Here is a 23,383-nt window from a genome sequence, read left to right as displayed (position 1 = left end):
AGATGGTAGTCTAACGTGGTCTTTCGGGTTTTCGCTGCTGCCGTCATGTGCAGCTGGACGGTACCAGGTACGATGGCTCGAAGATTTGGAGGTGACGGAAGTTGACAATCTAAATTCATGTGACTCGGTTTCCGAGTATGGACATTTTAGTTGCAGCTGGAAGTTGCTGAAGAGATGGATGACTTTGTTGTTCATCTCTCTGAATCACAGTATTGAAACAAATTCATAGAATTAGAGGATAAAGGTATGGCCTTACAAGAACCCGGAATCTCAGAGCTTGAATCCAGAGTTGTAGAGCTGTTAAAGGAAACCGAGCTGGCCAGCTTTGCCACCGTTTCTGAAGACAATAAACCACACGCTTCGTGCATGCATATCGTCAGCGATGGCACAACGGTCTACTTCCATACCTACATCTACACACGCAAGTATGAGCACTTGCTCCAAAACCCTGCGATCAGCTTCGAGCTACATCGCCTCATCTCGGGCTTTGAAGATCGCATGAACCTACGAGCGATTCAGATGTCGGGTAAGGCTACCAAAGTTGTTGACCAGGAGGAGCTTGATCGTGTTCTGGCGTTGAGCTATGAAAAGCACGATTGGCTCCGGGAGTTTGACATGTATGCTGTCTTTAAGCGCGAGACCAAGGAGATGCGCCAAGTATTTTTCCGTGTTGACCCGTTCGATGCACTCTACTCTGACAATACGGTCCGCTTTGGCTGGCGCAAGTCGCTTACCTTTGACGGCAATGGAAAGGTCGCTGAAGTGGAAGGCTATCGTGGCGACGTACGTGGTACATAACCTAAGCTGTGACCGCCATGTACACAGGCTCTTTTGAGTAGCAAGCTGAAGAGGAGTATATCGGATGGTGGCTTGTAACGTACTGAGATATTAGGTGTCGCAATAGGCTCCTGCGGAGGTCGGAAGTTGGGGGTCTAAATCTCCTTTCAGAGGTTATCATGTGAAATAGACTGATATTATGGGTTTTCTGGAGGGCTTTCTTGGCGGTGCTTCCCCGAAGAAAGCATACCGTTTGAAGTCCGGTCCTCCGGTACCTATGGCATGGCCCAGATAGACACCATCAACGTATACACCCACCCCAAGATCCCTGGTAATTTCCTCTAGCGTGAACAGGCTGGAGCCATTCACAACCTCAAAAGAAGACAGCGCCGAAGCCGTTAATAAAACAGCGCTGACTGCGGAAGTTAAGGGGTTAAATCTCAGCATCTTCTCTCTCCTAAAACCTAGGATTCTTTAAACTATAAGGTTCGGACTGGAACCATTAATCATTATTCCGACTCAATTGGCCTATTACGGTTTTTTGAGTACATTGATACGGTAAAGTCGTTTAAATAAGTCTCATCGTTAGATTGGACTATGAAAAGTTGGTCAAGCTGATATAACTTCTTACTTCTAATATCCATTTTTTAAACATATCCGTTGCGGGCACTCTTGCGCATCAAGAAAAGTCTTTATGACTCACAGGACGTCAGTACCACTTGCTTCACAGTCAATGAGGACGCTTAGATGATGCTCCCAATTATCGGTTCCACAGCTTACGTCGGAAAGGCGGTCGTAAAACAAGCCGTGGGGCAAGGACACCAGGTTAGCGCCCTTGCCATAACGCCGGAAGAATTGGGCGATCTGAAATGTAGTCAGTAAAGGGGATGAATAGTGAAAGTATTTATTATCGGCGCAACGGGTTATGTCGGGTCTCATGTCGTAAAAGAGTTGATTGCTCATGATCATGAAGTCATCGGATTTTGTCGAAATCAAGCAGGCTCCAAAAAGCTGGAAACTCATGGAGCCAGAGCATTCATTGGAGACATTAATAATCGTGAGGCATTAATGTCTGTAGCAATTGAAGCGGATGCAACCGTGTTTTCCCCACAAATTCCGAATCAAGAGCATGAACAGGAAATAGTTATGGATCTGCTTACAACCTATGCTCATACCGACAAGGCGTTTATTTTTACTTCCGGTACTGGAGTACTTGCTCAGCGCACGAATGGCCAGTGGAGCGAAGATACCTTCGCCGAAGACGATATTGTAATACCATCAAAAATAGTACGAACTCGTTATATTACTGAGCAGTTGACTCGTAATTCAGGCTATTATGACTGTCGCGCCATGGTGATTAGACCGCCCAACATTTGGGGAGAGGGTGTTAACGGCATGGCGAAATTGATTGCAGACTCCGTCGAAAAGACAGGTTATGCGTGTTACGTCGGTTCTGGCTTAAACCTCTACACGGACGTTCACGTTAAGGATCTTGCGATTCTCTATCGCCTTGCTCTGGAGAGGGGAACAGGAGGCTCACTCTATCATGCTGCTGCAGGAGAGACTAGCAATCGCTTTCTCGCTGAAGTGATTGCTGGCCGTATGGGGGTTAAGACACGCAGCATTACAATAGATGCAGCGTTTGACGTGTGGGGCAAGTTTTACACCTTAGTTGGAATGAGTGCCAGTAGTCGTTCACGCAGCCCCATTTCTCGCCGCGAATTGGGCTGGAAACCAAGATACGTCGACATGCCTAAATCCCTGCTGGAAGACGATTACGACTTTTTCGGGAATCATTAATCCTTGCGAGAAACGAATTTCCCGATTATGAAAAAATGAAACGCTGACTTTCACGACACTAGGGTAGACATTGAAAATTCCCCCAAGACGCTATCTGTATAAGACAAGAGACTCGAATAACCCTTCCGCGCCCACCCAAAGCCTACTCGATGATATGCTATCGCTGCTAGCGATACGCTGACCCGAAGGACATACGTCACCTCATCTCATCGTCGCTTACATTAGTCACGAAATCATAGACGTCGTCAGGTTATGATTGTGTCCGCCTCACAGATAAAGAGTACTGAGAGTACCAATATTTTAAGGAACTAGGATGCTCAGAACTCAGATTACAATTCCTGCGATCCAATTTTATTCACTCTCGGATAAATCTATTGCACTTCTGTGATAACGATTACAGAGATTATTTGAAATAATGTTCACGATCATTAATCGGAGGAAATACGTTATGTTAATGAGCGGAAAGGTAGTATTGGTAGCCGGCGTAGGACCGGGGATGGGTACCGAGTCAGCCCTTGCATTGGCCAGAAATGGCGCTGACCTGGTGCTGGCAGCTCGACGCAATGAGCTAATTGAGAGACTTGCGACAGAAATTGAACAGCTTGGCCGTCGAGTCGTTTACCTGCCGACCGATGTCTGCGATGCCGATTCCTGTCAACGATTGGTCACTATGGCTTGCGAGGCCTTTGGTGGTATAGATGTATTGGTATATAACGCTTTTTACCAAGGAGAGCAAAGTACAGTGATGATGGCGGACCTGGATGATTGGCGGAAAGTATTAGATGTCAACCTGCTGGGTGCAGTTACTTTGTGCCAGAAGGTAGTGCCGGCGATGCGCGGTAACAACAGCAGTATTATCATGGTCAACAGTCAACAAGCCTGGCAAGTAGAGCAGGGTTTCGCATCCTATTCAGCGTCCAAGGGAGCACTGGAAAATGTGACCCGTCACCTGGCATCGGAGCTGGGGCCACAAGGAATTCGGGTCAACGGTATCCATCCCGGCACCATTATGGGGGATGCACTTAAGAACTGGTTCACGAAAATAGCCGAACAACAGGGCTGCACCTACCAGGAAATTTACGACAAATTCGCCTCGCAATCTGCGATGAATTACATTCCCGATGCCCGAGAGATGGCGGGAACAGTGGTTTATCTCGCCTCCGAACTGGGGCTGCCGATTACGGGACAAAGTATCGGTATTAATGCCGGATCCTGGTTTCACTAAGTTATAGAGTCCCGTTTTTGTTTGTAGGTGAAATATTTCAATTATTAATTTGGTGGAAAAAATGAGTAAAAAGTTTAGAGTTATACAATTCGGTACCGGCTTTGTTGGACACTTTGCATTGCGTGCTATTATTGATCACCCGGACATGGAGCTAGTGGGCTGTTGGGTGCACAGTGATGACAAGGTAGGCGTGGATGCGGGGGATATTGCCGGCACCCAAAAAACAGGTATTCTGGCCACCAATGATATCGATGCCCTATTAGAACTGGATGCCGATTGCCTCTGTTCCGGCGCAGGAGGTGATGGCCGCGAAGAGTGGGTAGCGGAGGCCCACAGCCGCTTTCTGGAGCGGGGTATAAACATAGTCTCAAGTTCGATCGTCAGCATGATAGACCCAGATGTGCATCCCAACCAGGCACTACATGACAAACTTACCAGAGCTGCACTTAAAGGCAATGCCTCCTATTTCACGTCTGGTATTGAACCTGGTTTTATGAGTGACACCCTGCCGCTGACAATTACGGGTATTAGCCAGTATTGGCATAAGATCAGAGTACAAGAGATTCTCGATTATTCCACTTATATACCCAATGAGGCAGAGAAAATCATGGGAGACATCCTGGGTTTTGGTCGCCCGATGGATTACCAACCCATTCTGTTTAAGCCTGGCCAGCTGAGTTACGTCTGGTCTGGGCCGGTGACACTTATAGCCAGGGGGCTGGGCGTGGAGCTGGATGAAGTACGTGAAGTAGTTGAGTACTACCCAGCCAAGGAGCAGTTTGAGGTAGAGGGCCTCGGTGTAATTGAACCAGGTACCCGTGAAGCCTACCGCTTTGAACTTCAGGGTATTGTCAACGGCGAGGCCGTAATTGTATTGGAACACGTGACACGATTACGACCCGAATCGGCTCCGGAATGGGAGCAAGGAAAGTTTGGTGAGGGTTATTACGTCTACGTCGATGGCGACCCCAATATGACCTGTCACATGACATGCGTCGGGCCCGATGGCGACCACCACAGCGGCGGCATCCTGGCAACGGGAACCCGGCTTGTCAACGCGATCCCTGCCGTCTGTGCAGCAAAACCGGGGTTGATTTCCGCTCTGGACCTGCCTCTTATTGCAGGGCACAAGCTGCGTCGATAAAGGATAACGCGGGTCGAATCCGAGCCCCTATCGAAAACAGCCGGTGCACATCGGACGTGCCTTATGAGTTGGAGCAGGCAACTCGTAAGGCACGATGTACTTAACCAGTCTTCGCTATAGTTATATCAAGGCATACTGGAGCTTAAATACCTTCGGCGGCTGTGATGCCGCATGAATACGCTAATGCAAAGCGAGCTGCGGTTTGTAACCAATGAATTCTGTGAGAACTGGAATATCTATTGTGTTGTAGTCCGTTTAACAAACCTGTTCGCCTTCATGCATTACAAGCTTCCGCTTACGATACTCGCTGGGGGATACCCCAAAACGAGTTTTAAAGGTGCGACTGAAATGGCTAAGACTGCTAAAACCATGTTGTACGGCAATTTCCGTAAGCTGAGTATGGTCGTGCACCGGATCAAGGAAGGCGAGCCGACACCGTTCCAGGCGCTGTTGCAGGATTCGCTGACCCACTGTCTGACCGCATTGCTCCAATAAGTGGTGCAAGTAGCGCCTTGATATACCAAGAGCTTCAGCGATCTGATTTGCGTTGAGTCCTTGTTCATGAAGGTGATCATCCATATAATTGTAAATACGCGTCAATTGCAGTTGGGACGGTACACGCACTTTCCCGGGAGCCGGGTCACCCGATGATAATCGTAAAACCTGCGCCACCAGCTTTATCACCTGTGATTGCTGCCGTCGCCTCTCTTCTTGAGTCAGGAATTCCCGCTCCTCCCATAGATCCATAATAAAACGCCAGGCGATTGTAGCGAGGCCACGCGAGACTATTTTTGGCTTAAGGATGGCAGTTTCGAGATTAGGTAGATGCGGAAGCAACAATCTTCCCGGCAAAGTGATAATCAGACTATGTACATTTTCTGACAGCAGAGCTGTGTAGGGATTAACAGCATCGACCAAAGTCAGGATTTTCCCCCGTCTTCGAAACGTCTTGTGCTGCTGACTGTGGCGAATGGTGCCTCCCAACAGTAAAAATAGAAAATAATTGGAGGCGTGTTGCTCATCGGCTTGTATATTCTGGCGTACGACGACAGATTGTACGGTGTACAGTTCGGTAAACGATAATTCACCAAACTGATTTTCTCGTATTCCGGCGCGACACTCCTGACTCCCTTCCAGCTTTAGATCGATGCCTCCCAAGTGCTCGCTGACAAGCTGCTGCCATTCGTTGAGCTTATAGTTCTTTAAAATCTCAGTAATCGACATACACCGCCTCTCCTGACTGCTAATTATGAATGAATTAATAACACCCATCTCTGCAATTTTTCCGGACAATAACCTTGGCATTCGGCATCAGCGTGGTTGTAGCGCCTTCAAGCTATCCGCCAATGGACGACGTATTCATAATACGCCCCGCATTCCACTGTTTCAGAATCTTCCTCACTGTTAGTCAAATTCATATTATCGGGAGTTGCCAAAGCATCAGAAACGTTAATTTTGACTAGAAATCGACAGCCCCAGACCAGTTGGGACTGCCGCAAAGAAACAACAAAACTACTTCATCCGAAGGATGTCAATCTCGACACATCACTATATAGTCAGAGAGCATAACTTATTTCTGTTTGTTGGCTCTCTCTTGCCAACAGTATCAAGAAACGCACATTAAATAGCAGGCATAGACCAGGTCCCACTATTCACATATTTCGACCAAAGAAACCTTATGGCTACTATTTAAGTTCACATTGGGATGTCAACAAAGAAACGTCTGGAGTATAAACGATGAAAAAGTTACAGAATAAAACGGCGATTATTACTGGTGCAGGAGGAGGACTTGGACAGGCTATCGCGAGGTTATTCTCGGATCATGGCGCCAATCTGATTTTGGCGGACATCGACAACAAGGCTGTAAATTCGCTGGCTGGCTCACTACCTAACGCCATTGGTGTCATGCTCGATGTCGCCGATGAGGAAAATTGGGGAAAAGTTGTTGAACAAGGCTTGGCTGAATTTGGCGGCATTGACATTTTGATCAACAATGCGGGCATTATGCGTGCCAGCCCACTACTGGAGACCAGCCTCGAGCTATACAAGGTTGTTGTGAATACCAATCAAACCGGCTGCTTCCTGGGAATGAAGACCGCTGGTTTAGTGATGAATTCTGGTGGCGCTATCGTCAACCTATCCTCAACAGCGGGTATTCAGGGGCTACCTGGCCTTTCCGCCTACAGTGCCAGTAAATTCGCTGTACGCGGATTGACTAAAGTGGCAGCACTTGAGCTGGCAAGCAAGGGGATTCGTGTCAACTCTCTGCATCCTGGAGCAATCAATACTGGCATGCTAAACGATATCAAAGAAGAACAGCCCTCCTTAGAAAATAAAAATGAACCGGAAGCTCCTCCAATGGTAGCCTTAAAACGCATCGCGCAGCCGGAGGAAATTGCCAAGACAGTTTTGTTTTTGGCGTGTGATGATTCTTCTTATTCCACCGGGGCTGAATTTGTAGCAGACGGCGGTATTCTTGCTGGCCCCTCCTTCTAGTTAGTGCCCATCCACAAATGGGCACTAACTAAGCCTGCCTGCTTCTTCTACCGTCTTTAGAAACCCGGGATACTCTCCGCCACCGTGGACCTCAAGTGCCGCGCCGTTAATGTAGGATGAGTCTTCCCCCGCGAGAAACAGGCAAGCGTCGGCAATATCTGTGGGTACGGCCATTCGTCCTAGGGGTAAACTGCTTTCAATCAGTTCAATACCTGCTACTCCGCCATAGTGGTCTTCTGCCGCTTCCGTGCGAATAAGACCGGCAATGATAGCATTGACGCGAATTCGATCCCGCCCCCACTCTTGAGCCAGAGATCGTGTGACATTTACTAGTCCAGCCTTGGCGGCCCCATAAGCCGCCGTACCGGGAGACGGGCGCTCAGCAGAAATGCTGCCAATATTGATAATGGAGCCGGACTTTGCTGTTCCGCGCATCGCGTGATAGGCCTGCTGCGCGAGGATCAACGGCGCGATCAGATTGAGTCTGATAATGGAATCAGTGATTTTGTAAGATGCGTTGGCGGCCTCCAGAGGAGGGCTGCCACCGGCGTTGTTTATCAGGACGTCGAGACGCCCGCTGCTTGCGATAACCCTGTCGATCAATGATTGGGTTTCCTGCGGGTCACGAATATCTGCCCGAACAAAGGTTGCCACTTTGCCGACGGCGCTTGGCAGAGTGTCAGGTTCACTGCGTCCACAGATAAATACGCTCGCTCCAGCGGCCAGAAAGGCTTCGCTGATGCCGAGTCCCAGTCCTTTGCCACCACCGGTAACAACGACACTTTTGCCATCAAATTTTTGCATATTCCCATGTTCCCCTGCTGGTTAGACGAAGAGATACTACGCAAAAATTGATGCTCCAAACAACCCTCATTTCATGCTTTTTCCCGATCTTGAAAACCTAGTTAGTTGTGAGTATGAATCACAGCCGAAACATGTTGTACTCTTCCACTCAGTAATATTTTGCTTGGATACAGATGGCGAATGAGCCGATTGTGTCGACTGTTTATATAACCGATTGGCGTTAAGGATTTGGTTTTAATTGCCTTGGTGGTGCCAACCCAGTATTTGCGGCTTTGTCTACTGATTGACCGGCAAGCAACGGCAAGTACCGTGCAGGAAACTGATTTTCTAATGGATGCAGAGGGTTTTATAGTTAGTTTTGAGGTATACCACTAAAACCCAGGGCGATATCTTGGAATTCCAACGGTGAAGCACAAGATCCGATCGGTACCGAATAATGAGCATTAACCGAAAACAACAGAATTACTATTGAGGAGAGATTAAATGCCAAAATACGCCCCCTTGGCATCGACCATTGCTGCGATTATCGCGACCAGTGCCCCCTATTCACTGGCCGGAACTGAGGCCAACATTTTCGCACTTGAAGAAATTGTTGTTGTTGCACAAAAGCGGGAAGAGTCCTTGCAGGATGCGCCCTTGTCTGTGTCGGCCCTGGGTGCTGAGCAGCTGGAAACACTCGGAATTTCCGACTTGTCGGACCTAACCTCGGGAGCCATTCCCAGTCTCAAGGTTCAGCCCTTCTTCAATGGAAATAGTACCCTGGTGCTGGCCATGCGCGGAATCGGCACCTCCGACGCCGAGCAGATCACCAAAGATCTCGGTGTCGGGGTGTATGTTGACGGGGTGTATCTCGGGCGCTCAACAGGGCTGTCACTGGGCCTGGCGGACCTGGCACAAATAGAGGTTCTCAAGGGGCCACAGGGGTCTCTCTATGGCCGAAACTCCCTGGGCGGCGCCGTCAACATGATCTCGCAAAAACCCAGCGGTGAGCTTAACTTCAAGCAGCAGCTGAATTTTGGCAATTACGACCATTTCAAGAGCGTGACCCACATTGACTTGCCTGAAGCCATGGGCGTAAGCACCAAGCTCTCCTATGTTACTTCGCGCCGGGATGGGCTGGTGGAAAACAGCTACCCCGGGGCACAGGACTTCTCTGAGAATGATTCCGAAGGCTGGCGTCTGGCGCTGAATTGGAGTTTGTCAGACGAGCTGGAAGTTGACTATAGCTACGAAAAATCGAAGCTGACAACGACCTCGAACTATTTTACCTTTACCCACATTCTGGAATTGGCTCCCGGTTTCCAGTTGTTTGACAACTCGTTGTTGGACGACGGTCGTCAGGATCAGGCACGCTTTCCTCTGCCACTGGAGGCATCAACGGTTGAAACCTCGGGCCATAGCCTGGTTGCCACTTGGGATGCCAGCTCAAATGTGACGTTGAAATCCATAACCGCCTACCGCGATATGGAAGAAGATCTCTATGCCCAGTTTGGCGGAGTATTGGCGACCGGGTTCAATACCCAGAGTCAAACCAATCAGGATCAAATCAGTCAGGAGTTTCAAATTATCGGCAGCGCCGAGCGGTTGGAATACATTGCGGGACTCTATTGGTATAAGGAGACTGCGGACTATACTGCCGTGCAGTATGGCACTCTGGCTTTCTCGCCCACACTTCCGGACGGTACTCCGTTCTTTGGGGTGCCTGTGTTCTCTGCCCCGGAACTGTTTGTCACCAATGCAGGCAATCGGGCTGATGTTGAAACAAAATCCTGGGCGGCTTTTGGGCAGGTTTCCTGGACGCCTCCGATCCTCAATGATCAGTTGGAACTGATTCTGGGGTTGCGCTATACCGATGACAGTAAATCCGCCCTGCGGTCACAATTCCTCGGTCAACCTACCGATCAAACCTTCGACTTTGAAACCACGCGTGTCGATCCCACGGCCACTATTAGCTACCACTTTGAATCCGATGTTACCGTTTATATGCGTTACGCTACCGGCTATCGTTCCGGTGGCGCCAATAGTCGTTCTGAGGACTTTGCCGTCTATGATGAAGAGGAGGTGGTCAGCTGGGAGCTTGGGGCCAAGGCGGAATTCATGAATGGTCGGGTGAGGGTTAACGCAGCCTACTGGGACACGACTTATAGCGACAAGCAAGTCGATTTTCCCAACCCGGCAAACCCGGCAGCCACGGCAACGATCAACGCCAGTAATGGTAACGTAGAGTTGTCCGGGCTCGAGCTCGATATCAGTGCCATGCTGACGGAGAATCTGCGTATGGACCTGACCTACGAATACATGGGAGGCTCCATTAAGGAGCAGTTAAATCCCTTTACCAACGGTTTTGACAAGTTCGAGATTCAGAGTCTGCCCAGGCACAATGGCACGCTTTCGCTGGATTACAGCTTCAAACCGTTTTCGTTTGGACGGCTATCCGCCAACCTGAATTACATCAGTTCCGCAGCCTACTTCCAGAATCCTGCCAATTTCGTTCATCACAACTCCAAAGATCTCATCAATGCCCGGTTGACGCTATCTGATGTGAGTTTGGGAGCCAATCGGGGAGATCTGAAAGTCGCTCTGTGGGGTAAGAATCTCACCGACAAGGAATACCTGGCGACTGGTCTTCAGACTGGATTCTCCGGTGCGGCGGTCTGGGGCGATCCTAGAACTTATGGAGTGGACATTGCCTACGAGTTCTGATTTTTAAGGGCTTCTGCAAAGTTTACGGATTGTTTTGGCCCAGACTTGGATGGTGCTCTCGTTTTTATTACACAGGCGCTCACTGCCAATGTATAAAACGACCGCGTAGACTCGGCGGCGATAGCCGCCGGGGTCAGGCCCGAGCTTAAACGAGGCTCTGACCCCATTTCATAGTGTGACTTTCCTGCATCATCGTTCAGAGCAGATTTACTACTCGTCTGAGTGTAGGCCTGCCGCTCTCCATTGCGCGAATGCGCGCCTGAATCATTGAGGCAACTGTACGGCGTTTTATCTTTCATTACTCAGTTTTAACGACGAATCGCGTCGGACTTGTAATTACTATCGCTGTTCAATAGCGATAACCGGCAGTTTGTTGCAACAAGTAAATAACGAGGTAGTCAATGGATATTCTTGGTGAACGTGTAGCGATCGTAACCGGTGGCGGCAGGGGGATTGGGCGCGGTCACTGCCTGCACCTTGCGAAGGCGGGGGCGGCTGTGTTGGTCAACGATATCGACCCTGACTCTGCCAACGCCGTGGTAGACGAAATCGTCACTGCCGGGGGGAAGGCCAGGGCCAGTACGGCGAGTATCGCCAGTAGAGAAGGTGCACGGTCACTGATTACAGATTGCGTTGAGTACTTCGGCAGGGTTGATATCGTCGTCAATAACGCGGGCAATCTGTGCGACCGAACCTTTCTGAAAATGACCGACGAAGAATTCGACAGTGTATGGCTGGTGCACGTTAAGGGCACCTTCTGGGTAAGCCAGGAAGCAGCCCTGCGTATGCGGGCCCAGGGCGGCGGTGGCGCCATCATCAATACCACGTCCGGCGCACACTTCGGCAACTTTGGTCAGACTAACTACGCCGCGGCCAAGGGCGCCATCGCCTCCATGACCTATACCTGGGCGGCCGAGCTGGCCAGGTTCGGCGTTCGTGTCAACGCCATCGGGCCCATGGCGGCAACTCACATGTCCGCCACTTACAAAGACGAAACCGGTAAGGCGGGTGCAGCTATGGCTATGGCCCCTGAACTCAATGGACCCATGGTGGTGTATCTGGCCAGCGACAAGGCGTGCAATGTCAGCGGCCAAATCTTTGGCGTAGGGGGAGAACGAATCGCCCATATGGTTCAACCTCACTATGGCAAGACGTTGATTCGACCGGGCGGCTGGACGCTGGAAAGTATCGATCAACATTTTCAACAACAACTGCCCGCCGAGTTTGGCCCCTTCGGGATGCTGGGTAAACCTTACCCCTTCCATGGCGGTGTATTCGCCAATAACGAAGATTGACCGGGAACAAAACACCCATGAAGTTTGAATCGCTTGAATATCGTGTAGAAGACAAGGTGGCCTGGATCACTCTGGATCGTCCCAGTCAATACAACGCCGTGAACTCGATCATGAGTCGCGAGCTGCCACTGGTCTGGCAATATTTCGAACAGGATAACGACGCGGTAGTGGCGGTAATTACCGGAGTGGGCGATAACGCTTTTTGCGTCGGTGCGGACCTCCATGACTTGCCGGAAACCGACGGCGAGGGCATGACGGGAACACTGGCGTCGATTAGCTGGACATCACTGCAAAACCGGGTCTGGAAGCCGGTGATCTGTGCGGTCAATGGCATTACCGTCGGTGGCGGTCTGCACTTTGTGGCCGACAGCGACATTGTGATCGCTGCCGATCACGCTGTTTTCTCCGATACCCACGTCAAGGTTGGCCTGGTCGCCGGATTGGAGCCGGTTTCACTTTGTCGCCGGATGCCTATGGAGGCGGTCATGCGTCTGGCGCTCAGTGGTGGCAAAGAACGCTTGAGCGCCTCACAGGCCAAGGAGCTGGGATTGGTTGGTGAGGTGGTTCCCGCCGATCAGTTGCTGCAGCGCGCCAGGGAAACCGCTGACAACATCAAACATCATTCTCCTGCGGCCCTGGCCAGGACCAAAAAGGCCATCTGGCAGGCTCAGGATATGGGCCTGCATCAGGGCTTGGAGAACGCCTGGAACCTGATTATGGAGCAGGGCCAACACCCGGATGTTGACGAAGGCATCAAGGCGTTTGGCGAAAAACGAGCTGCCTGTTGGCAGCCCTACCGTTAAGTGGCTGATGCGAGCAATGATGGACTACACATCGATTGAGTACAGCATTGAAGAGCGAGTGGCTTTCATTCACCTGAATCGCCCGGACAGTCTCAATGCCTATACCCCGGATATGGGCGAGGAGTTGGTGCATGCGTTTCGACGTGCCGCGGTGGATGACTCGATACAAGTTGTCGTCCTTACCGGCAGGGGCCGGGCATTCTGCGCCGGTGCCGACAGAGCCTTCCTGCAAGGCGAACGAGGCGAGTATGGCAAGCGCCTGGGAGAGGAAGAATTCGTGAGGGATTTTTCCATGGAGTTGGCGAATCACCCCAAACTCACCATCGCCGCCATCAATGGCAGCGCGGCGGGTATTGGTGTGACTGCAAGCTTGGCACTGGACCTTCGGGTGGTTCGCAGCGGCAGTCGACTGGTGCTGAATTTTGCTGAGCTTGGTCTTATCCCCGGCATGGGCGCCACATATTTTTTGCCTCGTCTTATTGGCCTCTCGAAAGCAAAAGATCTGCTGATTTGTCAGCGGAAAATTGATGCGGATCGGGCCTGTGACATCGGCCTGGTGGATTACGTGACGGACGATGTGGTCGGCAAGGCGGTAGAACTCGCACAGGCGGCGACACAGTGCAAGCCAGGCACGTTGACGGCAATCAAAACCGCACTACTCAATAACGGGGCTTGCGGTTTGGAAACTGCAGTAGAGCGTGAGTGGTCGCTCGCCAGAGCGTTAAGAGGAGACTTTCTTTGAAGTTGTCATACAGTGATATCTACCCCGGGCTGACATTAACCTCCGAAGGCTACCCGGTTAAACAGGAAGAAGTCATCGCATTCGCCAGTCAGTGGGACCCGCAGCCCTTTCATATTGACCCTGTAGCCGCCAGGTCTTCCCTGTTCGGCAAGCTGGCGGCCTGCGGTATGCATACCCAGTGCATTCGGGGAATATTGCAACATCGAATGCCACAACAATTGGACATCAATGCGGGCCTGGGGGCGGAAAGTGTGACATTGCCCAAACCCGTTTATCCAGGGGATGTGCTGACGCTCACCGTCAGGGTAGTCGATATGCGGGCGTCGGCGTCACAACCGCAACGGGGAATCGTCAGGGTGGAGCAGATTATGCGCAACCAGAACCGGGAGGTGGTTCTGCAGCAGGTAGCTGTGGTGATGATGCCGATACCCACACCCAGTGAACTGGAGGAGATTGATCATGCCTGATGCGAAAACAGCACGGTTCGACGACCTGGGCGCACTGGAATCCATGATCAGCGATGAGTTTGGTCAATGGGGGAAGCCATTGACCGTGTCGCAAACCATGATTGACCAGTTTGCGGAGTTGAGCGGTGATCGACAATGGATACATGTGGACGTGGAAAGGGCGAAGAAGGAAAGCCCGTTCCGGGCAACCATAGCACACGGACTGTTGATACTGGCACTGATACCGTCCATCAACCCTCAGCGTAACCAGTTTCATTTTACGGGTTATAAATCGGCCGTGGTTTATGGAACCGGAGAGACACGCTTTCTCTCTCCGGTCGTGGCCGGTAGTCGAATTCACGCACGTTGCCGCCTGTGCAAGGTTCAGCAGCATCGAAGCGGAGTATTAACGACCTTCCAAATAGCGGTGCATATATTGGAGAGTGAAAAACCGTCGTTGATCTGTGAAATGAAATTGCTCTACCGCTAACAATTGATTCGCCAGCGACCAGCGCTGCGAAATAACACCATCCTCTTGCAAGAATTCCAAACGTCTGGAGTCAGATTATGAAAGTTCTCAGTCTTGGTTACCTCGGCATCGGTGCGCCGGATCCGCAACAATGGTTAACGTACGGCATGGAAATTCTCGGGTTGATGCCGGCCCGAGCGCTGCCCGGTGAGGATTGGGGCGTGCCGATGGTGGGGTCCGGGCCCGCCAGTAGCGGCAGCGGCGTCGGCGAAGATGGCAGTGTGTACCTGAAAATGGATGAACAGCAGTGGCGCATTGCGGTGCACCCCAGTCAGGACAACGCGGGTTTGATGTATATGGGGCTGGAGTTGGCAGCCGAGCAAGAACTGCGCGAAGCGGTGCTGGAACTTCAGGGGCAAGATATCAAAGCGGAAATGGGCAGCGCCGAACAGGCGCGCCAGCGCTCCGTCAGCGGTATTGCCTATACCCAGGATCCGGCGGGTAACAAAATCGAACTCTATTATGGGCCGACCAAGGACTTTAATTTTGAGTCGTCCCGGCAGATGAAATTCCTGACCGGCGACAAGGGACTGGGGCATATGAATCTGTTCGTCGCCGATCTCGACGCCTGCAGAAGTTTCTATTCAGATTTGCTCGGTTTCAAACTGTCTGACTATATGGAGTTCGCGCCGGGCATGAGCGTCGAGTTCTACCACTGCAATGGACGCCATCACACGCTTGGTCTGTCCAAGGTCGGCGATTTGAATGCTCTGCATCACCTGATGCTGGAAACTACAGACATCGATATGGTCGGCCGCTGTCTGGACCGTGTGCAGAAGGCGGGTATCAAGGTCACCTCCACACTCGGCAGACACGTCAATGACAATATTCTGTCTTTCTACATGAGCAGCCCGTTCGGGTTTGAAGTCGAGATTGGCTATGACGGAGTTGTTGTCGATGAAAACTGGCGTCCGAGACAGTTCGTCGAAGGCGATGTCTGGGGGCATCATGGGTTGGATCCCATTGCCATCAAAGAAACCGCAGAAAAAATAAAGGTTTAACGCAATGGCGATACAACTTACCCAACCACAACTTGACGTTGGACTGGTGACCGTCAACGAGTCTCAGGCCATGTTGTTTTATCGAGACACCCTGGGCCTGCCCCAGGAAAGTGACCTGTCCTTTCCCGGAGTGGGCGTGATCAAAAGGTTCAAGGTCGGCAACAGCTTGCTGAGGCTGGTCATTGCTGAAGAAGAACCGGCTTTCAAGGGATCTACCGAAGGTTTTCTGAGTCAGACCGGTATTCGTTACCTGACGCTGGTTATCGCCAATCTCGATGAAATCGTCGCCGCCGTGAAGTCCGCCGGATTCAAGGTGTCGGTGGATATCATGACCTTGCGCCCTGGAACACGGGTCGCACAGGTTGAGGATGCTGACGGTAACGCCGTTGAGCTGATACAGATTGACTGAGTGAAAAGAGTAGGAGGGCATCGGGTGAAACAGGTATCGCTGGACGACAAATATACCCTGCAATCAGGACGGGTTTACCTGTCCGGGTCCCAGGCGTTGGCACGGGTGCCGTTGATGCAACGCCAGCGGGATCTGGCCGCGGGTCTGAATACCGCCGGTTTTATTTCCGGCTACCGGGGTTCTCCCCTTGGGGTTTACGATCTGGCGTTGTGGCAGGCGGAAAAACACCTGAAAGATCATCAGATCCACTTCCAGCCCGGTGTGAATGAAGATCTCGCCGCTACTGCCGTCTGGGGTTCACAGCAAGTCGGGACCATGGGTGAGGCCAAGGTCGACGGCGTCTTCTCCATCTGGTACGGCAAGGGACCGGGCGTGGACCGCTCAGGGGATGCCATCAAGCATGGTAACTACGCCGGCACCAGCGAGTACGGTGGCGTTCTGGCCGTCTGTGGCGACGACCATGGCGCCCGCTCTTCGTCTACGGCTCACCAGAGCGACCACGCCCTGATTCATTTTGGTGTGCCGATTCTGCACCCGGCATCTGTGCAGGAGGTTGTCGACTTTGGCCTCCTTGGATTTGCATTGTCGCGCTACAGCGGTTGCTGGGTGGGCTTTAAGTGTGTCACCGACACCATCGAGGGGTCCGCATCCATCAGCGTGGATCCCGATCGCGTAACCATAAAACAGCCCGATGACTTTGACCTTCCCGAGGGCGGTTTGAACCTTCGCCTGGGTGTTTATCCCCTGGTGGCGGAATCCCATCTCTATCAACAAAGGCTCAAGGCAGCACAGGCTTTTGCCCGTGCCAATGGCCTCGATCGGGTGGCTGTGGGGAATGATCACTCGCCCCGCAAACTGGGCATCGTCACCACCGGAAAATCTTATCTCGATGTCATGGAAGCGCTGTCGCGGCTCGGTATCGACGAGTGCCGAGCGGAGCAGTTGGGGCTTTCGGTATACAAGGTGGGCATGGTTTGGCCCATCGAACCGCAACAGCTGACCGACTTCGCACGACGCTGCGATGAGCTCTTGGTGGTCGAGGAAAAGCGACCGGTGATCGAGGAGCAGATCGCCGCCATACTCTACAATCTTGCCGATAGCGAACGGCCGCGACTGCTGGGCAAGAGCGATGAAAACGGCGCTCCCCTGATCCCTTCTGTTGGGGAGCTGAATCCCGATATGGTCCTGGAAGCGATTGCCGCACGGCTGCAGTCGAGCGGCGAGGACCAGGAACTCGCTAAGAAACTGCAGCAGCTGACCCCATCAAAGTCGCTGGCTGTCGGCTATGGAGGCTCCGCCGGCGCGCTGATGCGCATGCCCAGTTTCTGCGCCGGCTGTCCGCACAATACCTCCACCCGGGTGCCCGAGGGCTCGCGGGCGCTTGGAGGTATTGGTTGCCACGGCATGGCGGTGTGGCTGCCCGAACGCAGGACGGAAACCCTGTATCAAATGGGTGGCGAAGGTGCACCCTGGATCGGCCAGGCGCCGTTTGTCAAAGACAAGCACATTTTCCAAAACCTCGGTGATGGCACTTACTTTCATTCCGGCTTGTTGGCGATCCGCGCCACCGTGGCCGCCAAGGTCAATATCACTTACAAGATTTTACTCAACGGCGCCATCTCCATGACCGGTGGGCAGCCCATCGAGGGTGAACAGTTCGAAGGCGAGGTCACTGCCCCCCACGTTGCCCATCAGGTCTATTCCGAAGGAGTTAACCGCATAGCGTTGGTCAGCGAAGACCTGGCGCGACACAACCCTGGCGACTACCCCGATATCGTCAGTTTTCACCATCGCGACGATCTTGATGCGGTGCAGAAGGAGCTGCGGGAATTCGATGGTGTGTCACTGATCATCTACGAACAGGCCTGTGCGACGGAGCGACGTCGTTTACGCAAGCGGGGCAAGTACCCGGACACCAATGAACGGCTGTTTATCAATCAGGACGTATGCGAGGGTTGCGGAGATTGCGGTGTGCAGTCGAACTGCATCGCCCTGGAGCCGGCGGAAACTGAATTCGGTCGTAAGCGAAAGATCAACCAGTCCTCCTGTAATAAGGATTTCTCTTGCGTAAAGGGTATGTGCCCGAGCTTTGTCACTGTGACCGGTGGGCAGCTTAAAAAGATCAGCCCGGCAACGATCAATCACGGCGCTCAACTTGATCAGGGGTTGCTGGAAAACCTGCCGCAGCCGCAGATGCAGGATTGGGGCGAATCGTTCAGTCTGATGATTGCCGGCATTGGGGGGCAAGGTGTTGTCACCATGGGGGCTTTGATCGGCATGGCGGCGCATCTCGAAGACAAGGATTGCAGTGTATTGGACCTGACCGGCCTGGCGCAACGCAACGGGCCCGTCACCAGTCATGTGCGTATTACGTTGACAGGCAATGGCGACAAGGCGGCGCGTATTCCACAGCACTCGGCCGACCTCGTCCTGGGCGGCGATCTGGTGGTAACCGCAGGCGCCGAGGGACTGTCGAAGATGGGGGACGGTCGCACTGCGGTGGTGTATAACAGCTATGTCGTTCCTACCAGCGAGTTTGCCCGTAATGCTGACCTGGATTTTACCACCCAGGCAATGGAAGACTCGATTCGCAAGGCGGCCGATGCCGGGAATGTTTACGGTGTTGACGCAACGACACTGGCAATCAAGGTGCTCGGTGACGCCATCGGTGCCAACGCGTTCCTGATCGGCTACGCCTGGCAGCAGGGCTTGATTCCCCTCTCCAGCACCGCTTTGGAGCAAGCCATCCGGCTTAACGGTGCGGGCGTTGAAATGAATCTGCGCGCATTTGCCCTGGGTCGTCTGGCGGTATCCAATCCCGATAGTCTACTGGCATTCCTGCCGGACGTAGTCCGCATCGTGGATGCCTCGCCGGAGGGTAATCACGCCACTCTGCCTGCATCCGATCAGCCGTTGCAGGCATTGATTGATAGCCGGGCAGGCTGGTTAACTGACTATCAAAACGCAGCTTACGCCGAGCGTTATCGCAAATTGGTTGACCGTGTCTCACAAGCCGAGAAGGCGTTGGGCGATGGCAGTGTGGCGCTGAGCGAGGCGGTTGCCCGCTACTACGCCAAGCTGCTTGCCTACAAGGACGAATACGAGGTGGCGAGGCTGTACAGCCGCACGGAGTTTATGGACTCCCTGCGCCAGCAGTTCGACGGGGATGTGAAACTGTCCTTCAATTTGGCTCCGCCACTGATATCCCGGCGCGACCCCGACACCGGTCGCTATCGCAAGATGCGATTCGGTAGCTACATGATGAGCATCTTCCACATCCTGGCGCGCATGAAGGTGTTGCGCGGTACACCATTCGATTTGTTTGGCTACAGTCATCACCGTCGCCAGGAGCGCCAGCTTATTGCGGAGTACGAACGACTGGTGGAGGAACTGATCAGCGGGCTTGGTCACCACAATCTTGCACAAGCCGTGGCGTTGGCGTCATTACCGGAGAAGATTCGCGGTTATGATCTGGTGAAGGAAGCCAGTATCGAAACCGTCAAAGCAGAAACAGTTGCACTGCTAGAGCAGTTTCACCAGGCACCTGTCGAGGCCGAAGTGGAAGAGCTGGAGAAGTTGGCGTGCTGATGGAGACGCGTAGCAACATGCCGGTTGACGCCGATTTGCCGCAATCCCTGCTGCGGATGATTGATCAACCGCAGTACCTGTTGGAGGCCAATGTACGAGTTGAACGCAGCGCGGTTCGGGCCTTTGCGGCAGCCACCGAAAATGCCAACCCGATGTATTGGGATGTTGATCAATCCATTGCGGTTTGCGGAGGAGAGCCGGCGCCAACAGCGATGCTGTCGGCCTGGTGTCGCCCAGAGCCCTGGTCGCCATCAGATCGTCAATCCTTTAAGGCATTGCAGCTTCATTACGATTTGAAGGAGTCACTGGGTTATCCCACCGCTGTTGTGGTGGATCTGGAGTCCATTTTCCTGGAGCCGGTATTCGTTGGCGACCAGCTCAAATCCCGGCAAATCCTGCGCTCCGTCAGTAGCGTCAAGGATACCCGTTTGGGGCGTGGCCGCTTCTGGGTCATTGAGGTGGAGTATTTGAACCAGCGCGATCAGCGGGTCGGGGTCGAGCGCTTTTCGTGTTTTGGTTACCTCAAAGGCGACGGATTATGACGTGTATTAGCAACGCCAATAACCTGTGGTGGTCAGAGGTCAATGAGGGTGACAGCTTGCCCTGCATCGAGGTCAGGGCTTCGGCCACCGCAATTGTCGGAGGCGCAATCGCCAGCCGCGACTATTCTCCCCTGCACCATGACGCCGCTTACGCAACAAAAGAGGCGGGCCACAGGGATATCTTTTTCAATTCACCCACTCTGGCGGGTTTGTTTGAGCGCTATCTCTGTGACTGGGCCGGACCCCTGGGGCGCCTCGGGCGCATGCGGGTAAAGATGAAGACGCCGGTTTACCCCGGCGATCAATTTACCCTGATGGGGCGGGTCAAACGTAGATTCACAGACGAGACCGACTGCGGTTGGATCGAGCTCGAACTGCAGATGCAGGTGAGTGGCAAGACGGTGAGTGAGTGTACGGCAAGCTACGCGCTGGCGCTAACCGATTCGGACCATCCGTGGCAGCGTCGTGCCACCCAATGGCAACCTTAATCTCGCCGTGGTGGTAAATCGCTGTACGGGCAGAGGGTGTCGGAACATTGAAAGTTGGAGAGTTGATTCATGTCGGAAACTGAAAGTGCGCCACTCAGTGGTATCCGGGTCATAGATTGTTCATTGCTGGCTCCGGGAGCCACGGCGATGCACCTGGCAGATCTCGGTGCAGAAGTGATTAAGGTGGAACCGCCAGCCGGTGATTATGTGCGCGAGCTGACCTGGCCCATTATCGAGGGGGCCTCGCTGATGCATCATCATGTCTCTCGCGGCAAGAAAAGCCTGCGGCTGGATCTGCGCCAGCCCGAAGCCAAAGACGTGTTTAAAGCGCTGGTCAGCAAGTCCGATGTGGTGATCGAAGCCATGCGTCCCGGTGCCCTGGCCCGCAGAGGCCTCGGCTACGATGACCTGAAGGCCATTAACCCCGCGCTGGTTTACTGCTGTGTTTCCGGTTACGGCATGAACGGCCCCTACCGTAACATGCCGGCTCATGGCCTGGCCTTCGACAGTTGGGCGGGGTTGATCAAACCCGCGGTTGATGACGACGGCTTCTGTTATATCCCCGAGCATCCCTCCAGTGGAATCCATACCGGCCCCATGATGGGCGCCATGGCCATATGCGCGGCGCTACTGCGCGCCAAAAGCAGCGGCAAGGGCGCCTGCCTGGATGTGGCCCAGGCCGACGGCGCCGCCTATACAGACTGGATTCGCAGTGAGGGCTGGAAGGCCTACGAGCGGCCGGAGTCGGAGGTGACGGGCAACCGCACCGATAACTATGAGAGACGGGCCCCCGGTACTGCGGGAATGGAACGGGGGGTTCGCTACCAGTATTACCAGACGCAGGATGGCTACATTCTGTTTATGGCTTCCGAGCAGGAGTTCTGGCGCAATTTTTGTGAGGGAATTGGTCGGATGGATCTGTACGAGCGCTGGCCGGGTCAGAAATACGGTGACCATGCTACCGGCAATCGAGAGTTACAGACCATACTACGCGATATCTTTCGAACCAAAACCACCGGGCAATGGATGGCGTTTGGTGACAAACACAACACCGCCCTGGCGCCGGTCAACACGCCCAGGTCCCTGCCGAACGATCCCCACTTTCAGGTGCGTTTTCCCTGGTTAAGAGCGGATCGCCACGGCGCCGACATGCTGCCTTTCCCGGTGCACTTCGTCGGAGAATCCCTTCCGGTTCCGGCACGGGCTCCCACGGCCGGGGAACACGATGAAACTGTTCTGGGGGATTTACTGGGTTACGGCATAGAAGATATAGAACGACTGAAGCAGAAGGGCGTTTTTGGAATTCCATTCCAAAGCCAATAGCAGGCTGTAGAAAAACTGCGTTTTTCAAAAACCTGATAGGAGTTAAGTTTATGAATTTTGAATTTACGAAAGAAGAACAGGCGTTTATTGAACGCGTCAGGGATTTTTTAAAACGTGAAGCGGAAAAGGACTATGCCAGTGAAATCATGGCGCCGGAACGGGAAGGGCACGCACAGCTGGCCGACAGCGAGGAACGACGTGAATTCTGCCGGCAGCTTGGCAAAGCGGGTTTTCTCGGTCTGACCTGGCCCCGTGAATACGGCGGCAAGGAATTGCCGGGGATCTACGATTACCTGGTCAACGAGGAACTCGCCAGTGTCGGCGCGCCACTGATCGGCAAGGGCGTGGGCATTATCGGTAAAACCCTGATGCACCACGGGTCCGACAAACTGAAACGGGAATTCCTGCCCAAGATTCTCAACGCTGAGGTGGAATTCGCGCTGGGCTACAGTGAACCCGGAGCCGGTTCAGACCTGGCTTCCATGAAGCTGAAAGCCGAACGTGATGGCGACGGATGGCGTCTGAACGGACAGAAGACCTGGAATACGTCGGCCAATTTCGCCGACTGGTACTGGTTGGCTGCGCGTACTGACAGTACCGGGCCAAAACACAAGGGCATCACACTGTTTATGCTTCCCCTTGACCAGAAGGGTATAACCGTGCGCGCGATCGAGACGATGGCGGCTCATCGAACCAACGAAGTGTTCTTTGATGACGTGTGGGTTTCTGACGATTATGTGGTCGGGGAAGTCAACAAAGGCTGGAGCTATATCTGCGAAGCTCTGGACTACGAACGTTTTGCGCTCTACACCTTCGGTCCGGTGAAATTGAAGCTGGATGCCCTGGTGGAGCTGCTTAAAAACACCGAGCGAAATGGAAAGCCTCTGGCGCAGCATGAGCACGTGCAGCGAGTGCTGGCCCGTCTGTCGACCAGAGTGGAGGCGGCAAAGGGACTGCAACGCAAGGTGATTTGCGCGGCCGCCCAAGGCAGGGTGCCGACCGTGGAGTCGGCCATGTGCAAGTTGTGCTCCACGGAGCTGGGGCAGGACATCAGTAATGCGGCTATGGACCTGCTGGGCCCCGAAGCCCTGTTAAGCCATTCGGCGCCGGGTAATGTGGGCGATGGCGCCTGGGAAAATTCCCTGCGGGGTACTGTGGTCGATACCATCGGTGGCGGCACATCGCAGATCCAAAAGAACATTATCGCTCGTCGTCACCTGCAGCTGCCCAACCCGAGCTGAAGTGGTTACCTTGGCAGCGAAGGTCTG

21 protein-coding genes are annotated in these 23,383 nt (G+C 53.2%); 18 read left to right on the top strand and 3 right to left on the bottom strand.

The window, feature by feature from the left end; all coding sequences use genetic code 11:
• The first annotated feature begins 246 nt into the window (after positions 1-246).
• Positions 247-798 (top strand): pyridoxamine 5'-phosphate oxidase family protein, encoded by a 552-nt coding sequence (locus HBA55_RS02065; RefSeq protein WP_166986350.1) that lies wholly within the window; start codon positions 247-249, stop codon positions 796-798.
• 156 nt (positions 799-954) lie between these two features.
• Here the strand turns inward: HBA55_RS02065 and HBA55_RS02060 are convergent, their stop codons facing one another.
• Positions 955-1,224, bottom strand: coding sequence for a hypothetical protein (locus tag HBA55_RS02060; protein WP_166986347.1), 270 nt, complete (start codon positions 1,222-1,224; stop codon positions 955-957).
• 447 nt (positions 1,225-1,671) lie between these two features.
• On the opposite strand from HBA55_RS02060, the gene HBA55_RS02055 reads away from it, so the two are divergent.
• The 3 genes from HBA55_RS02055 (at position 1,672) to HBA55_RS02045 (ending at position 4,946) form a co-directional block, all read left to right on the top strand.
• Entirely contained in the window at positions 1,672-2,577 is a 906-nt protein-coding gene (locus tag HBA55_RS02055; RefSeq protein WP_166986345.1) for an NAD-dependent epimerase/dehydratase family protein, read from the top strand.
• A gap of 448 nt (positions 2,578-3,025) precedes the next feature.
• Positions 3,026-3,802: an SDR family oxidoreductase gene (locus tag HBA55_RS02050; RefSeq protein WP_166986342.1), complete on the top strand. Its 777-nt coding sequence runs from the start codon at positions 3,026-3,028 to the stop codon at positions 3,800-3,802.
• A gap of 61 nt (positions 3,803-3,863) precedes the next feature.
• Positions 3,864-4,946 (top strand): NAD(P)H-dependent amine dehydrogenase family protein, encoded by a 1,083-nt coding sequence (locus HBA55_RS02045; RefSeq protein WP_166986339.1) that lies wholly within the window; start codon positions 3,864-3,866, stop codon positions 4,944-4,946.
• A 255-nt stretch (positions 4,947-5,201) separates the two neighbouring features.
• Here the strand turns inward: HBA55_RS02045 and HBA55_RS02040 are convergent, their stop codons facing one another.
• On the bottom strand, positions 5,202-6,170 hold the full coding sequence (locus tag HBA55_RS02040; RefSeq protein WP_166986336.1) for a helix-turn-helix domain-containing protein: 969 nt from the start codon (positions 6,168-6,170) through the stop codon (positions 5,202-5,204).
• A 513-nt stretch (positions 6,171-6,683) separates the two neighbouring features.
• Here HBA55_RS02040 and HBA55_RS02035 point away from each other — a divergent pair.
• Entirely contained in the window at positions 6,684-7,442 is a 759-nt protein-coding gene (locus HBA55_RS02035; protein WP_166986333.1) for an SDR family NAD(P)-dependent oxidoreductase, read from the top strand.
• A gap of 24 nt (positions 7,443-7,466) precedes the next feature.
• Here the strand turns inward: HBA55_RS02035 and HBA55_RS02030 are convergent, their stop codons facing one another.
• Positions 7,467-8,246: an SDR family oxidoreductase gene (locus HBA55_RS02030; protein ID WP_166986329.1), complete on the bottom strand. Its 780-nt coding sequence runs from the start codon at positions 8,244-8,246 to the stop codon at positions 7,467-7,469.
• A gap of 483 nt (positions 8,247-8,729) precedes the next feature.
• On the opposite strand from HBA55_RS02030, the gene HBA55_RS02025 reads away from it, so the two are divergent.
• The 13 genes from HBA55_RS02025 (at position 8,730) to HBA55_RS01965 (ending at position 23,356) form a co-directional block, all read left to right on the top strand.
• Positions 8,730-10,949: a TonB-dependent receptor gene (locus HBA55_RS02025; protein ID WP_166986326.1), complete on the top strand. Its 2,220-nt coding sequence runs from the start codon at positions 8,730-8,732 to the stop codon at positions 10,947-10,949.
• 401 nt (positions 10,950-11,350) lie between these two features.
• Positions 11,351-12,244 carry an SDR family NAD(P)-dependent oxidoreductase gene (locus HBA55_RS02020; RefSeq protein WP_166986323.1) on the top strand — a complete coding sequence of 298 codons (894 nt, stop codon included), beginning with the start codon at positions 11,351-11,353 and terminating at the stop codon, positions 12,242-12,244.
• A gap of 17 nt (positions 12,245-12,261) precedes the next feature.
• Positions 12,262-13,047 carry an enoyl-CoA hydratase/isomerase family protein gene (locus tag HBA55_RS02015; protein WP_166986320.1) on the top strand — a complete coding sequence of 262 codons (786 nt, stop codon included), beginning with the start codon at positions 12,262-12,264 and terminating at the stop codon, positions 13,045-13,047.
• Positions 13,007-13,789, top strand: coding sequence for an enoyl-CoA hydratase/isomerase family protein (locus HBA55_RS02010; RefSeq protein WP_240945854.1), 783 nt, complete (start codon positions 13,007-13,009; stop codon positions 13,787-13,789). Before HBA55_RS02015 ends, HBA55_RS02010 begins: the two co-directional genes overlap by 41 nt.
• Positions 13,786-14,256, top strand: a complete 471-nt coding sequence (locus HBA55_RS02005) for a MaoC/PaaZ C-terminal domain-containing protein (RefSeq protein ID WP_166986314.1) — start codon at positions 13,786-13,788, stop codon at positions 14,254-14,256. The genes HBA55_RS02010 and HBA55_RS02005 overlap by 4 nt, the downstream gene beginning before the upstream one ends.
• Complete coding sequence (locus HBA55_RS02000) at positions 14,249-14,725, top strand: MaoC/PaaZ C-terminal domain-containing protein (protein WP_166986311.1); 477 nt, start codon at positions 14,249-14,251, stop codon at positions 14,723-14,725. The genes HBA55_RS02005 and HBA55_RS02000 overlap by 8 nt, the downstream gene beginning before the upstream one ends.
• Before the next feature lie 77 nt (positions 14,726-14,802).
• Positions 14,803-15,765 carry a VOC family protein gene (locus tag HBA55_RS01995; protein WP_166986308.1) on the top strand — a complete coding sequence of 321 codons (963 nt, stop codon included), beginning with the start codon at positions 14,803-14,805 and terminating at the stop codon, positions 15,763-15,765.
• 4 nt (positions 15,766-15,769) lie between these two features.
• Positions 15,770-16,174 (top strand): VOC family protein, encoded by a 405-nt coding sequence (locus HBA55_RS01990; protein ID WP_166986305.1) that lies wholly within the window; start codon positions 15,770-15,772, stop codon positions 16,172-16,174.
• 24 nt (positions 16,175-16,198) lie between these two features.
• Positions 16,199-19,762 (top strand): indolepyruvate ferredoxin oxidoreductase family protein, encoded by a 3,564-nt coding sequence (locus tag HBA55_RS01985; RefSeq protein WP_166986302.1) that lies wholly within the window; start codon positions 16,199-16,201, stop codon positions 19,760-19,762.
• Complete coding sequence (locus HBA55_RS01980) at positions 19,762-20,304, top strand: FAS1-like dehydratase domain-containing protein (protein ID WP_240945891.1); 543 nt, start codon at positions 19,762-19,764, stop codon at positions 20,302-20,304. The genes HBA55_RS01985 and HBA55_RS01980 overlap by 1 nt, the downstream gene beginning before the upstream one ends.
• Positions 20,301-20,792 carry a hotdog family protein gene (locus tag HBA55_RS01975; RefSeq protein ID WP_166986296.1) on the top strand — a complete coding sequence of 164 codons (492 nt, stop codon included), beginning with the start codon at positions 20,301-20,303 and terminating at the stop codon, positions 20,790-20,792. The genes HBA55_RS01980 and HBA55_RS01975 overlap by 4 nt, the downstream gene beginning before the upstream one ends.
• 69 nt (positions 20,793-20,861) lie before the next feature.
• Positions 20,862-22,115, top strand: coding sequence for a CaiB/BaiF CoA transferase family protein (locus tag HBA55_RS01970; protein WP_166986293.1), 1,254 nt, complete (start codon positions 20,862-20,864; stop codon positions 22,113-22,115).
• 50 nt (positions 22,116-22,165) lie between these two features.
• Entirely contained in the window at positions 22,166-23,356 is a 1,191-nt protein-coding gene (locus HBA55_RS01965; RefSeq protein WP_166986290.1) for an acyl-CoA dehydrogenase family protein, read from the top strand.
• Positions 23,357-23,383 lie beyond the last annotated feature (27 nt).

Origin of the sequence: Pseudomaricurvus alkylphenolicus, assembly GCF_011683955.1 — a bacterium.
In the GTDB taxonomy this organism is placed as follows: Bacteria; Pseudomonadota; Gammaproteobacteria; order Pseudomonadales; family Cellvibrionaceae; genus Pseudomaricurvus; species Pseudomaricurvus alkylphenolicus.
The sequence above is the reverse complement of the archived record's forward strand: the minus strand, read 5'-3'. Positions and strand labels throughout refer to the sequence as shown.

Bases quoted from the DNA above. Each gene is read 5' to 3' on its own strand.
- HBA55_RS02065 (WP_166986350.1), top strand. From the start codon at position 247: ATGGCCTTACAAGAACCCGGAATCTCAGAGCTTGAATCCAGAGTTGTA.
- HBA55_RS02060 (WP_166986347.1), bottom strand. From the start codon at position 1,224: ATGCTGAGATTTAACCCCTTAACTTCCGCAGTCAGCGCTGTTTTATTA.
- HBA55_RS02050 (WP_166986342.1), top strand. From the start codon at position 3,026: ATGTTAATGAGCGGAAAGGTAGTATTGGTAGCCGGCGTAGGACCGGGG.
- HBA55_RS02045 (WP_166986339.1), top strand. From the start codon at position 3,864: ATGAGTAAAAAGTTTAGAGTTATACAATTCGGTACCGGCTTTGTTGGA.
- HBA55_RS02040 (WP_166986336.1), bottom strand. From the start codon at position 6,170: ATGTCGATTACTGAGATTTTAAAGAACTATAAGCTCAACGAATGGCAG.
- HBA55_RS02035 (WP_166986333.1), top strand. From the start codon at position 6,684: ATGAAAAAGTTACAGAATAAAACGGCGATTATTACTGGTGCAGGAGGA.
- HBA55_RS02030 (WP_166986329.1), bottom strand. From the start codon at position 8,246: ATGCAAAAATTTGATGGCAAAAGTGTCGTTGTTACCGGTGGTGGCAAA.
- HBA55_RS02025 (WP_166986326.1), top strand. From the start codon at position 8,730: ATGCCAAAATACGCCCCCTTGGCATCGACCATTGCTGCGATTATCGCG.
- HBA55_RS02020 (WP_166986323.1), top strand. From the start codon at position 11,351: ATGGATATTCTTGGTGAACGTGTAGCGATCGTAACCGGTGGCGGCAGG.
- HBA55_RS02015 (WP_166986320.1), top strand. From the start codon at position 12,262: ATGAAGTTTGAATCGCTTGAATATCGTGTAGAAGACAAGGTGGCCTGG.
- HBA55_RS02000 (WP_166986311.1), top strand. From the start codon at position 14,249: ATGCCTGATGCGAAAACAGCACGGTTCGACGACCTGGGCGCACTGGAA.
- HBA55_RS01995 (WP_166986308.1), top strand. From the start codon at position 14,803: ATGAAAGTTCTCAGTCTTGGTTACCTCGGCATCGGTGCGCCGGATCCG.
- HBA55_RS01990 (WP_166986305.1), top strand. From the start codon at position 15,770: ATGGCGATACAACTTACCCAACCACAACTTGACGTTGGACTGGTGACC.
- HBA55_RS01980 (WP_240945891.1), top strand. From the start codon at position 19,762: ATGGAGACGCGTAGCAACATGCCGGTTGACGCCGATTTGCCGCAATCC.
- HBA55_RS01975 (WP_166986296.1), top strand. From the start codon at position 20,301: ATGACGTGTATTAGCAACGCCAATAACCTGTGGTGGTCAGAGGTCAAT.
- HBA55_RS01970 (WP_166986293.1), top strand. From the start codon at position 20,862: ATGTCGGAAACTGAAAGTGCGCCACTCAGTGGTATCCGGGTCATAGAT.
- HBA55_RS01965 (WP_166986290.1), top strand. From the start codon at position 22,166: ATGAATTTTGAATTTACGAAAGAAGAACAGGCGTTTATTGAACGCGTC.